Origin of the sequence: Brotocaccenecus cirricatena, assembly GCF_020687045.1 — a bacterium.
Classification (GTDB): Bacteria; Bacillota; Clostridia; order Oscillospirales; family Oscillospiraceae; genus Vescimonas; species Vescimonas cirricatena.
This window is the reverse complement of record NZ_JAJEPW010000026.1, coordinates 1-12,195: the sequence shown is the minus strand read 5'-3', so window position 1 is coordinate 12,195 and position 12,195 is coordinate 1. Positions and strand designations below refer to the sequence as shown.

The 12,195-nt window shown below is 63.7% G+C and carries 12 protein-coding genes; 8 read left to right on the top strand and 4 right to left on the bottom strand.

Annotation, left to right across the window (positions count from 1 at the left end; all coding sequences use genetic code 11):
• Window positions 1-92: 92 nt before the first annotated feature.
• From LKD37_RS09610 to LKD37_RS09590, 5 genes are all read left to right on the top strand, one after another.
• A complete protein-coding gene (locus LKD37_RS09610; RefSeq protein WP_302929004.1) occupies window positions 93-1,226 on the top strand; it encodes a cysteine desulfurase family protein in 1,134 nt (377 codons plus the stop codon).
• An 8-nt stretch (window positions 1,227-1,234) separates the two neighbouring features.
• Complete coding sequence (locus tag LKD37_RS09605; protein WP_302929003.1) at window positions 1,235-2,626, top strand: MATE family efflux transporter; 1,392 nt, start codon at window positions 1,235-1,237, stop codon at window positions 2,624-2,626.
• 150 nt (window positions 2,627-2,776) lie between these two features.
• A complete protein-coding gene (locus LKD37_RS09600) occupies window positions 2,777-3,853 on the top strand; it encodes a hypothetical protein (protein WP_302929002.1) in 1,077 nt (358 codons plus the stop codon).
• 31 nt (window positions 3,854-3,884) lie between these two features.
• Entirely contained in the window at window positions 3,885-4,706 is an 822-nt protein-coding gene (locus tag LKD37_RS09595) for a putative RNA methyltransferase (protein ID WP_302929001.1), read from the top strand.
• Window positions 4,707-4,767: 61 nt separating this feature from the next.
• Entirely contained in the window at window positions 4,768-5,013 is a 246-nt protein-coding gene (locus tag LKD37_RS09590) for a hypothetical protein (protein ID WP_349048706.1), read from the top strand.
• Between the two features lie 151 nt (window positions 5,014-5,164).
• On the opposite strand, the gene LKD37_RS09585 is transcribed toward LKD37_RS09590, so the two are convergent.
• The 4 genes from LKD37_RS09585 to LKD37_RS09570 form a co-directional block, all read right to left on the bottom strand.
• Window positions 5,165-6,619 (bottom strand): O-antigen ligase family protein, encoded by a 1,455-nt coding sequence (locus LKD37_RS09585; RefSeq protein ID WP_302929000.1) that lies wholly within the window; start codon window positions 6,617-6,619, stop codon window positions 5,165-5,167.
• Between the two features lie 394 nt (window positions 6,620-7,013).
• Window positions 7,014-7,301 (bottom strand): P-loop NTPase, encoded by a 288-nt coding sequence (locus tag LKD37_RS09580; RefSeq protein WP_302928999.1) that lies wholly within the window; start codon window positions 7,299-7,301, stop codon window positions 7,014-7,016.
• A complete protein-coding gene (locus tag LKD37_RS09575; RefSeq protein WP_302928998.1) occupies window positions 7,298-7,435 on the bottom strand; it encodes a hypothetical protein in 138 nt (45 codons plus the stop codon). The genes LKD37_RS09580 and LKD37_RS09575 overlap by 4 nt, the downstream gene beginning before the upstream one ends.
• Window positions 7,436-7,446: 11 nt before the next feature.
• Window positions 7,447-7,842 (bottom strand): sugar transferase, encoded by a 396-nt coding sequence (locus LKD37_RS09570; protein ID WP_302928997.1) that lies wholly within the window; start codon window positions 7,840-7,842, stop codon window positions 7,447-7,449.
• 146 nt (window positions 7,843-7,988) lie between these two features.
• Here LKD37_RS09570 and LKD37_RS09565 point away from each other — a divergent pair, with 146 nt between their 5' ends.
• From LKD37_RS09565 to LKD37_RS09555, 3 genes are read left to right on the top strand one after another with little or no spacing between them, the layout of a single operon-like run.
• Entirely contained in the window at window positions 7,989-8,468 is a 480-nt protein-coding gene (locus LKD37_RS09565) for an NADH-quinone oxidoreductase subunit NuoE family protein (protein ID WP_302928996.1), read from the top strand.
• Entirely contained in the window at window positions 8,465-10,363 is a 1,899-nt protein-coding gene (locus LKD37_RS09560) for an NADH-quinone oxidoreductase subunit NuoF (protein WP_302928995.1), read from the top strand. Before LKD37_RS09565 ends, LKD37_RS09560 begins: the two co-directional genes overlap by 4 nt.
• A 2-nt stretch (window positions 10,364-10,365) precedes the next feature.
• On the top strand, window positions 10,366-12,063 hold the full coding sequence (locus LKD37_RS09555) for a [FeFe] hydrogenase, group A (RefSeq protein ID WP_302928994.1): 1,698 nt from the start codon (window positions 10,366-10,368) through the stop codon (window positions 12,061-12,063).
• Window positions 12,064-12,195 lie beyond the last annotated feature (132 nt).

Sequence of the window (12,195 nt, the reverse complement as noted above, 5' to 3'; positions counted from 1 at the left end):
TAAATTCGGTATAATAATAAGACTTGTGTCTTATTATATAGCATTCTGCCGCCGGTGGCAAGCGGCGGCGGAGGATTTGTGAGGAAACGCATATGATTTATCTGGATCACGCAGCCACCACGCCGGTGCCCCGGCCCGTGGCGGACGCCATGTATCAGGTGCTGACGGAGCAGTTCGGCAACCCCTCCTCCCAGTATCCCCTGGGCCGGGAGGCCAAGGCCCTGGTGGAGGAGGGCCGGGCCGTTGTCGCCGGGGCCCTGGGGTGCCGGCCGGAGAACCTGCACTTCACCTCCTGCGGCACGGAGTCGGACAACTGGGCCATCTCCGCCGCCGTGTGGCAGGGCCGCCACACCGGGCGGCACATCATCACCACCGCCGTGGAGCACAGCGCCGTGCTGGAGCCGTGTAAGCTGCTGCAGCAGCAGGGGTACGAGGTGACGTACTTGGCCCCGGACAAAACCGGCCATGTGACGGCGGAGCAGGTGGCCCAAGCCCTGCGGGAGGACACGGTGCTGGTGAGCATGATGCTGGTAAACAATGAGACGGGCTGCATCTTCCCGGTGCAGGAGGTGGCCCGCCTGCTGCGGGAGAAAAACAGCCGCGCCCTGCTGCACTGCGATGCGGTGCAGGGCTTTCTGAAGGTCCCCTGCGACCCGGTGGGCTGGGGTGTGGATCTGATGAGCCTGTCCGCCCACAAGATCGGCGGGCCAAAAGGCGCCGGCGCTCTGTATACCGCTCCGGCCCTGCGGAATCTGCGGCCCCTGCTGCCCGGCGGCGGCCAGGAGGGGGGGCTGCGGTCCGGCACCGAGGCCACCGCCCAGATCGCGGGCTTTGCCCGGGCCGTGGTCCTGCGGCAGGAGAATCTGGCGGAGAAGCTCCGGCATATGGCGGACATCAAAGCCTATTGCCGGGAGCGGCTGCTGTCCATCCCTGGGGTGGTGCCGGTGGGGCAGGGGGAGGCCCCCCACATCCTGGCGGTGTCCCTGGTGGGGTACCCCAGCGCCAACATCGTCACGGACCTGGGGGCCAAGGGCATCTGCATCTCCGCCGGGTCCGCCTGCCACCGGGGCAAGGCCAGCCATGTGGTGTCGGCCCTGCACCTGGACAAGAAAACCGCCGCCGGGGTCATCCGGGTCAGCTTCGGCCCGGAGACCACCCGGGCGGATATCGACGGGCTGTATCAGGCCCTGCTGGACCACAAAAATCAACGTTTTCCCATGCTGTGAGGTGACATATGCTGAAATATCTGAAACGAGGGCCGGGCTTCTACGGGTATCTGTGGCGGCTGACGGGTCCCATTGCCCTGCAAAATCTGATTACCTTCTCTCTGGGCCTCATCGACACGCTGATGGTCAGCTGGCTGGGCAACACCCAGATGGCCGCCGTGACCACCGCCAACGTGCCGGTGTTCCTGCTGATCTCCATCGTGTTCGGGGTCCAGAGCGGCCTGGGCATCCTGGTAAGCCAATACTGGGGCAAAAAGGACATGGAGAGCATCAGCCGGGCCATCGGCGTGGCGGCCATGCTGGGCACGGGGATCACCCTGGTGCTGGCGCTGGTGCTGTTTCTGTGGCCGGTGCAGATCATGGACCTGCTGTCCAACAAGCATGAGCTGTCGGTGCTGGGCGCGCCGTATCTGAAGCTCATCGGCTTTTCCTATGTGTTCAATATGCTCTCGTCCATCTATGTCAGCGCCATGCGCAGCGCCGAGAACCCCGGCTTCGGCATGAAGCTGTTCGGGGTGTCCACCCTGCTGAACACCGGGATGAACTATCTGCTGATCTTCGGCAAATGCGGCCTGCCGGCCCTGGGCATCCAGGGCGCGGCCATCGCCACGCTGCTGTCCCGGGTGGCGGAGTTTCTCATCTGCCTGGTGTGCGCCCTGCGCAGCCGCATTCTGCCCCTGGACCTGGCCGCCTTCCTCCGGCCGGGGTGGGAGATGCTGCGGCGGTTCGTGAAATATTCCACCCCGGTGATCCTCAACGAGACCGCCTGGGGCCTGGGCAACAGCCTGCTGACGGTGATCCTGGGCTATACCGACAACTCCGTGGAGATGCTGGCGGCCAACGCCGTGATGGGCAACCTGAACCGGCTGTTCCTGGTGGTGTGCTTCGGCCTGGGCGCGGCCACGGCGGTGATGATCGGCAAGGCCATCGGCGAAGGCCGAAGCCACCGGGAGGTCATGGACCTGAGCCGGACGCTGCTGGCGTTCACCCTGCTGGTGGGAACGGGGCTGGCGGCGGTGTCCCTGGCGCTGGTGCCCACGGTGTTCGTGCCGGTGGTGTTCCCGCTGTTCAAGCTGGCGGGGCAGTCCGCCGCCATTGCCGCCGCCCTGGCGGTGACGTCCTTCGTGATGATCCCCCTGCACGCCTACTCCATCTCCGCCGTCACCGGCGTGCTGCGGGCAGGCGGCGACGTGGCCTGGTCGGCGGCCCTGGACATTGCGCCCCAGTGGCTGGTGGCCCTGCCGCTGACGGCGCTGTTTGCCCTGGTGTTCAAGAGCAATTACTGGCTGGTGGCCGCGGCCATCCAGGCCGAGAGTCTGCTGAAGGTGCCTCTGTGCGCCCTGCGCATCCGCACCGGGAAATGGATCCACGACGTCACCCTGCCCCAGGGGGAGCTGTAACTTTCATATAATTCTGTCATCAAGTTGTAACCAAATTCCCAGCATCTGTAACCGGTTTGTAATTGAATTGCGGCGCACGCGGCGGTATACTTGATTTGTAAAAGCTCATAAGACTCCCGATCCAAATCCGAAACGGAAGGAATGAAGGTTATGTCAAAGCGCTGTTTGCAGATCATCACCGCCCTGCTGTGCGTCCTGCTGCTGGCCGGATGCGGGGCGAAGGCGCAGTCCACCCGGCAGAACCCTTTGGAATCCCCCGCCGGGGCAAAGGCGGAGCGATTTGACCCGCCTGAAACGGCGCGGGCCGCCGTGGAGCATCCGGACATCACCGTTTCCGTCCGATGGGCGGAGGAGGCGGAGGGCCAGGAAGCCATCCGGACGCTGGCCGCAGAGTATTTCACCCTGATGGGGACGATCCTCGCCGCCCCGGAGGCCTCCTATGAAAGCGTCTGCTGTTCGGAGGAGGTCCTGCAGGAGCTGACCCTCTATGGATGGATGGCCTCCACCAACCTGTATCCCCGGATCAGTATACAAGTCACCCTCAGCCGGCCGGAGACATATCCGGACGGAACGGTCCGGGTGACGGCGGGCCTGAAAACGGCGCTGAAATCCTGCCGGGACATCTCCCGGACGTCCTTTACCAGCGACGCCAATCTGGAGTCCATCGACTTTTCCGAGGAGCACCGGCTGACTCTGTCCGGGGCCGGTGAGAACTGGACCGTCGCCTGGGACGCATTTTCCAGCGACTTCGGACGCATGGAAAGCGGCTACGCCACCAACCACCGGGACGACGCCTTTTGCGCCGAGCCTATCCGCAGCTACTTTTCCTTGCGGGCCAATGCCCTGGATGGAGGCTATGTGGCCGGGAATCCCGAGTTCTGCATCGGCGCTCTGCGGTCGGATGCCTTTGATTTTGCCCAGGCCCTGCTCAAGGACCGCCCGGAGATCCTCCGGGTTTACCGGGCGGAGTCCCGGGCTGTGAACCTGGGCCAGTTCCGCCGGATCGACGGCGACGCCGCCACCCAGGTACCGGTGGATGAGTGCATCCGCGTGGAATACCTTTCGGAAAACTGGATGGTGGAGTGCTCCATCTTCGTGATCCCCCACACCATTACCACCTTCCCCCAGGCAGACAGCGACCAGGACCTGGTGGTGGGCGATCTGTACAAGCAGTTTGGCCACGCGTGCAGCATTGTGGAATACCCGGAACCGCTTTGGTCCGACTGACCAGACTATATCACCTAACGGAGAATCGACCATGAGCTTATTCTGCTGTCCCATCTGCGGCGGCCCCCTGGAGCGGGGGCCTTCCGCCTATTCCTGCCCGGCGGGGCACAGCTTCGACCTGGCCCGGGAGGGCTATGTCCACCTGCTGCCCGCCAACCGGATGCACTCGAAAATGCCCGGCGACGACAAGGGCATGGCCGCCGCCCGGGCGGCCTTTTTGAGCAAGGATTACTACGCCCCCCTGCGGGACGCCCTGTGCAGCATCGCCCTGGCCAATACCGGGCCCGCGCCGTCGGTGCTGGACACCGGCTGCGGCGAGGGGTATTACACCAGCGGGGTGTACCGGGCCCTGGTCCGGGCGGGGCGGTCCGTGACCATGGCGGGAACGGACATCTCCAAGGCCATCCTCCGCCGGGCCGCCAAGCGGGAGAAGGACGTGGAGTTCGCCGTGGCGTCGTCGTATCATCTGCCGGTGGCGGACGGGGCGGTGGACCTGCTGGTGAACTGCTTTTCCCCCCTGGCCATCGAGGAGTTCCGCCGGGTGCTGTCGCCGGGGGGCGCTTTCGTGTATGTGGTGCCGTCGGAAAAGCACCTGTGGGAGCTGAAGCAGGTGCTGTATGACCGGCCCTACCCCAACCAGGTGAAGCAGACCCCCTATCCCGGGTTTTCATACCGGGAGATCCGCCACGTGGAGTCGGTGATCCATCTGCCCTGTCAGGAGGACATCCACGCCCTGTTCCAGATGACACCATACTATTGGAAAACGCCCCGATCCGGGGCGGAGCGTCTGGCGGCGCTGACGGCGCTGGACGTGACCATCAGCTTCGATATCCACGTTTTCTGCCGGGACTGACCCCGCAGCAAAAGCCGTGAGACTCCGGACATCCTCCGAAGCCTCACGGCTTTCTGGTTCTGTGATTACAGAATGGACAAGAACCACGCCACAGCTTATCTGGCAGGGGAGTAAGGGGGCGGCAGCGGTACGCCTCTGCGTCGGCCGGGTGGTGAACGTCACCGCCGACGAGCGGGTCATGGCGGACGGCAAGGTGGATATCTCCCGGGTGGACGCCATTGCCTTTGACCCCTATACCCACGGCTATTACCGGGTCACGGAGCGCGTGGGCGAGGCCTTCAAGGACGGCCTGAAGCTGAAAAAATAACGGAGCAAGCCGTCCTTTTTTGACAAGCTAAAGCGGTGCAGAACTCTGTTCTGCACCGCTTTTTTTTGCTGGACCGCCTCCGTCAGCTGCTTTGCCGGGACAATTGCCCCCACATACCAGCTTTTGCCGGACGGCCTTTTGGTTATCGGATTCAGAATTGCAGGAAGCCTGCCGGGGCCCCCAGATGGCGGGCCAGCAGCTGCCGCACCGGAACGGCCACATCCCCCACGGCCTCCTCCGCCTGGGCGAACACCATCACCATCAGGGCGGCGTTGGGGAAGGGGCAGAACTCCCCGGGGTTACACAGGGAGATCAGGAACATGCCCAGATAGGACAGGGTCAGGATCCGGACAAAGGGGTCCCGGCTCCCCTGGCGCAGCAGGGCGATGCGGTCGTGGAGCAGGCGGCCATAGGCCACGATGCCCACCAGGCCCATACTGCCCATGACCTGGGCCAGGCTGTTGTGGTAGAACACCATGCTGCCCTCCACGCCGGTGAACACGTCGGCGTTGCGGGTACTGCACAGGCCGATACCGAACACCGGGTGGCGCAGGAAATCGTCCGCCGCCCGGGCCAGAAACTGCAGCCGGTCGGAGTTGCTGTCCTGAATGTCCTCGCCTATGCGGCTATGTAACACGCACTCCAGCAGGGCCGGGCCCAGGGCCAGGATGCCGATGCCGGCGGCCGCCGCCAGCAGCATCAGGCAGCGCCGGCTGATGACGCCGCTGCGCATCAGGTACACGCAGCACAGGGCCAGGAGAATGCCGCCGAACAGCAGGGCGCTGCGGCTGCCCGTCAGGGCCAGGGCCAGGGCCAGCACGGCGGCGGTGGCCAGGTGACCCCGGTGCCGCAGGCTCAGGTAAAAGGGCATGGGCAAGGTCGTCAGCAGCACAGAGGTGGCAAAATTGCGGTAAGACAGATACGGCACGCCGCCGATATGCCCGCTGGCCGCCCAGGCCTTGCCATAGGCCAGCAGCACCGCCAGGGCCATGCACAGGCCCAGGGCGCAGAAAATCTCCGCGAACCGGCGGTGCAGGTCATAGGACCGCTTCTCCGTCAGGTGGGAGCGGAACAGCACATACAGCACCAGCATCCCCACGCCCAGGCCCAGGGTATAGTACAGGGACAGGGGCTCCATGGCCTGCTTGCGGGAGACCACGTCGCAGCCCCCCAGCAGGGCGGCGATGGACACCAGCGCCAGGCCCAGGCCGCTGCGGCCGATCCGCAGGGTCATCGGCCAGACGGCGAAGTGCCACAGAAGGGCCAGCACCAGCGGCGGCACCAGCGCCGCGCAGGGCAGAAAATCCGACAGCTGGCCATAGCACTGGGTGGACATGAGAAAGGCCATGAAAAACGGGCAAACCGGGGCCAGCAGGTCCGGGCAGGCGGCCAGCAGCCAGATGACGATGCACCCCAGGGCCGCTACGCCGTAGACCGGCTCGCCGGCGGCCATGAACGCCGCAGACATGGTCAGCAGAACGGGAAAATACGCCCGGCTCATCCAAAAGCGCTGGGCGGCCCGGCTGAGCCGGGAAAAAAGCGTATACAAAGTCCGGCGCATCCGGGCCCACAGGCCCGTCGCCAGATCAAGAGACGGCATCCACATAGCACACTGCGCTCCTTTACCGCAGAAACTACCTTTTTAGATACTTGGAAAATCTTTTTTCATCATCCTGGCCCGGCGCATCCCTTCCTGTCAGGTGCGGGGCCGAAAAATCTTACTCTCGGGACATTATATCATAAAAAGTTTGAAGGATTTGTAAACTTTTGGGCCCATTCGCTGCAAGCAGCGGCCTGGTACCCCAGTATCGTGTACTTTATCACGTTCAGGGCCGTCTGTCAAGTTGTAAACTCCACATTTTCCTCCGAATAAACCTGCCATTTACTGTATAGCTTTGCAGAATTTTGTCCTTCTGCAGCAGACAAGCGGAAGGGAAGCACGAAAGCCCTCCCTCTGCCGTTCGGCAGAGGGAGGGCTTTTGCAGCTCTATAAGTCAACGTTATTGATAGCGGTCCTTATAGTATTTCTTATAATAGCCGCTGCTGCTTGTGTGGATGTTGTTGCGCACGACACCCAGGATCCGGCTGCCGCATTTTTTCAGCTGGTCCACGACCTCCACCGCCTGGTGGCAGCGCACCTGATGGTCGGAGATCACCAGAATCGCTCCGTCGCACTTGGCGGCCACCACCGCCGCGTCGATGACGCTGCCCAGCGGCGGAAGGTCGATGAGCACATAGTCATACGATTCCCGGACCGTGCCCAGCAGCGTTAAAACAGTCTTGTTCACTTCGCCTTTGCCCCCCGCTTCTTCTCTTGATAGGGCCTGCGCTCCTTGGCGCCATAGGCCCGGCAGCAGCCGTATTTCCCCGTCTTTTTCCCATCGGCACAGGGGATGCTGGCCAGAACGCTGAGGCCCAGCATCTGCTGGATATCTATCTGGCTCCCCTGTGGGTGAATACGAGAGCAGCCGTTTTCAGCAGGCACTGCACGTCCAGCAGGACGGACTGACGCTCGATATACTCCATGTCGTATACGATCTTCTCCTCCGGCCTCAGATCATACCCGCCGTTGACCTGAGCCCATCCGGTCAGGCCGGGGGTCACCATCATGCGGTTGGAAAAGCCCGGGATATACGTCTCAAACTCCCGATAGAAATAGGCACGCTCCGGCCTGGGCCCCACAAGGCTCATGTCGCCCCGCAGGATGTTCCACAGCTGGGGCAGCTCATCCAGCCGGGTGCGCCGGAGGAGCTGGCCGAAACGGGTGCAGCGCAGTCGATCTGCCAGCCTGGCCGGGATATAAAACGCACACTTGCACACTGTGTTCATTATTTGTGAAGAACTACCATGATTATGAAAAATTTCACAAAATCATGTTGCGAAAATTTTCCCCATATGATAAAATATTAGACGAATCGTTTAATGAAAAACGATTTGGAACGAAAATCTCCAACGAAACATAGAGGAGGAAAGGAATGAACCCCCAAACTGATCGTGCTGCCGCCATTGTGGAGCAGTATGGCTGCAAGACGGAGAACCTCATCGCCATTTTGCAGGACATCCAGGCGGCATACAACTATCTCAGCGAGGCCAACCTGACGTTGGTGGCCGACCGCCTGGGCATCAGCGTGTCCAAGGTATACAGCGTGGCCACCTTCTATGAAAACTTCTCCCTGGAGGCCAAGGGCAGGCACATCATCAAGGTCTGCGCCGGAACCGCCTGCCACGTCCGCAAGTCCGGCCCCATTTACGACGCCATTTACGAGTATCTGGGCCTGTCCGGCAAGCGCAGGACCAGCGACGACGGCATGTTCACCCTGGAGACGGTGGCCTGTCTCGGCGCCTGCGGCCTGGCCCCGGTGATGACCGTGGACGGCGAGGTCCACGCCAAAATGTCCCCCACCAGCGCCCTGGAGCTGCTGGAGAAGATCCGGAAGGAGGAGGCCGCCCAATGAAGCTCACCCGCGACGCGTTCTGCGACCTGCGCAACGAGGCCCAGCGGGCCCTGCGCCGCAGCAAGGAGACCCCCTCCGTGCTGATCTGCGCCGGTACCGGCTGCATCGCCGGCGGTGCCATGAAGATCTATGAAAACCTCCGGGCCGAGTGCGAAAGCCGGAATCTGCCGGTGTACATCGGCCTCAAGCACGACACCGACGAGGAAAAGAGCCTGCACGTCAAGATGAGCGGCTGCCACGGCTTCTGCGAGATGGGCCCCCTGGTCCACATCGAGCCCATGGGCATCATGTACATCCACGTCAAGCCCGAGGACTGCCACGAGATCCTGGAAAAGACCGTTCTGGGCGGCGAGATCATCGACCGCCTGGTGTACCGTCTGAACGACGTGGCCTATCCCCGGCAGGAGGACATTCCTTTCTATAAGAAGCAGCACCGGGTGGTGCTGGAGAACTGCGGCACCAGCGACGCCGAGGACATCGAGGAGTACATCGCCAAGGGCGGCTACTCCGGCTTCGAGCGGGCCCTGTTCGAGATGACGGATGAGCAGATCTGCCGGGATATCATCGACTCCGGCCTCCGGGGCCGGGGCGGCGGCGGCTTCCCCGCCGGCAGCAAGTGGGACGGCGCCCGCCGCCAGAAGGCCGACAAGAAGTACATCGTCTGCAACGGCGACGAGGGCGACCCCGGCGCCTTCATGGACCGCTCCATTATGGAGGGCAACCCCCATTCCGTGCTGGAGGGCATGATGATCGCGGGCCTGGCCGCCGGCAGCGACGAGGGCTATATCTACGTCCGGGCCGAGTATCCCCTGGCCGTGTCCCGGCTGAAAGCCGCCATTGCCAAGGCCCAGGAGCTGGGCCTGCTGGGGGACGACATTCTGGGCAGCGGCTTCAATTTCCACCTCCATGTGAACCGGGGCGCAGGCGCCTTTGTCTGCGGCGAGGGCAGCGCCCTGACCTCCTCCATCGAGGGCAAGCGCGGCATGCCCCGGGTGAAGCCTCCCCGCACCATTGAGCACGGCCTGTGGGGCAAGCCCACCGTCCTCAACAATGTGGAGACCTTCGCCAACGTTCCCCTGATCATCCGCAACGGCGTGGACTGGTACCGGCACATCGGCACCGAGAAGAGTCCCGGCACCAAGGCCTTCGCCCTGACCGGCAACGTGGTGAACACCGGCCTGATCGAGGTCCCCATGGGCACCACCGTCCGGGAGGTCATCTTCGACATCGGCGGCGGCATTCCCGACGGGAAGAAATTCAAGGCCGTGCAGATCGGCGGCCCCTCCGGCGGCTGCTGCTGCGCCAGCAGCGAGCATCTGGACCTGCCCCTGGACTTCGACTCTCTGAAGAAGATCGGGGCCATGATCGGCTCCGGCGGCCTGGTGGTCATGGACGAGGACACCTGCATGGTGGAGACTGCCCGCTTCTTCATGAGCTTCACCCAGAACGAGAGCTGCGGCAAGTGCGTTCCCTGCCGGGAGGGCACCAAGCGCATGCTGGAGATCCTGGACCGCATCGTCGGCAACGAGGGCACCATGGAGGACCTGGAGCTGCTGGAGAATCTGTCCAACACCATTACCGAGACGGCTCTGTGCGGCCTGGGCCAGAGCGCCTGCAAGCCTGTGCAGAGCACCCTGCGCTATTTCCGGGACGAGTATCTGGCCCATGTGGTGGACCACCACTGTCCCATCTGCAATGGCCGCAAGCGCCATCTGGAGATCATTCCCGAGCTGTGCAAGGGCTGCGGCAAGTGCGCCCGGAACTGCCCCATGGACGCCATCTCCGGCCAGATCCGCATGCCCCACGTCATCGACACCACCAAGTGTATCCACTGCGGCGCTTGCTGGGGAGCCTGCCCCTTCGGCGCTATCGACGCCATTGAGGAGGAGGTATGACCATGGCCAAGGGAATCATGATCGTAGACGGCCAGCGGGTGCCGTTCGACGGGGAGAAAAACGTCCTCTCCGTGATCCGCAAGGCGGGCATCGACATGCCCACCTTCTGCTACTATTCCGAGCTTTCGGTCCACGGCGCCTGCCGGATGTGCATCGTGGAAAACGTGAAAACCGGCAAGATCGACGCCTCCTGCTCCATGGAGCCTCGGGACGGGCTGGAGATCCGCACCAACACCGCCCGGCTGCTGCGGCACCGGCGGATGATCCTGGAGCTGATGCTGGCCTCCCACGACTGCAGCTGCACCACCTGCGCCAAAAGCGGCAACTGCCGCCTGCAGGCCCTGGCCCAGCGCTTCGGCGTCAGCCGGGTCCGCTTCCCGGACACCCGGGAGCGCTATGAGCAGGACAACACCAGCCCCGCCATTTTCCGGGACCCCAACAAGTGCATTCTCTGCGGCGACTGCGTCCGGGTGTGCGAGGAGCTCCAGGGCCAGGGCATCCTGAACTATGCCCATCGCGGCAGCGAGCTGCAGGTGATGCCCGCCTTTGACAAGAAGCTGGACCAGACCAAGTGCGTGGGCTGCGGCCAGTGCGCCGCCGTGTGCACCACCGGCGCCATCACCGTGAAAAACCAGATCGGCCAGGCCTGGCAGGCCCTCCACGACCCCAAGAACCGGGTGGTGGTGCAGATCGCCCCGGCGGTCCGTGTGGCCCTGGGCGAGGAGTTCGGCCTGCCCGCCGGCGCCAACGTTATGGATAAGCTGGTGAAGGCCCTGAAGCTCATGGGCGTGGAGGAGGTGTACGACACCAACTTCGCCGCCGATATGACCACCATCAGCGAGGCCCAGGAGTTCCTGGCCCGGCTGAAAAACGGCGGTCCCTTCCCCATGTTCACCAGCTGCTGCCCAGCCTGGGTGAAGTATCTGGAGCTCAACGACCCCAAGTATCTGCACAACATCTCCTCCTGCAAGTCCCCCATGGAGATGTTCGCCGCCGTGCTGCGGGATAAGTACCGGGAGAAGGACGCCGCCGACGGCCGCCGCACCTATCACATGGCCATCATGCCCTGCACCGCCAAGAAGATGGAGGCCGCCCGGCCCGAGTTTACCCAGGAGGGCCGCCCGGACGTGGACCTGGTCATCACCACCCGGGAGCTGGTGGATATGATCCGGGAGGCCGGTATCCAGCTGACGGAGCTGGAGCCGGAGGCCCCGGACCTGCCCTTCGGCCTGGGCTCCGGCGCTGCCGTGATCTACGGCGTCACCGGCGGCGTGGCCGAGGCCGTGGTGCGCTACTGTCTGCCGGACAAGAGCAACAACGCCCTTCAGGCCATCCGGGTCACGGACCTGCGGGGCGACGGGGCCATCCGTGAGGTGAACCTCACCGTGGAGGGGCAGGAGCTGCACCTGGCCATCGTCAACGGCCTGTCCCACGCCAAGGAGCTGATCGCCGACGTGGAGGCCGGAAAGCGCTTTTACCACCTGGTGGAGGTCATGACCTGCCAGGGCGGCTGCGTAGGCGGCGCCGGTCAGCCCTATGGCCTGACGGCGGCCAAGAAGCGCCGGGGCGCGGGCCTGTACGAGGCGGACTCCTCCGCCATGTTCAAGCGGGCGGAGAAGAACCCCATCGTCACCCGTCTGCTGGAGGACTACGGTCCCGACCGCTGTCATGAGCTGCTGCACGTCCATTACGGAGAATAATTGAACACGCCAACAGGCCGTCCGGCACCTGCCGGACGGCCTTTTTATACCCCGCGCCTTGGCTCTCCCTCTGGGAGAGCTGTCGGCGCAGCCGACTGAGAGGGCCTGTAGGGGCGGACGACCCTGTCCGCC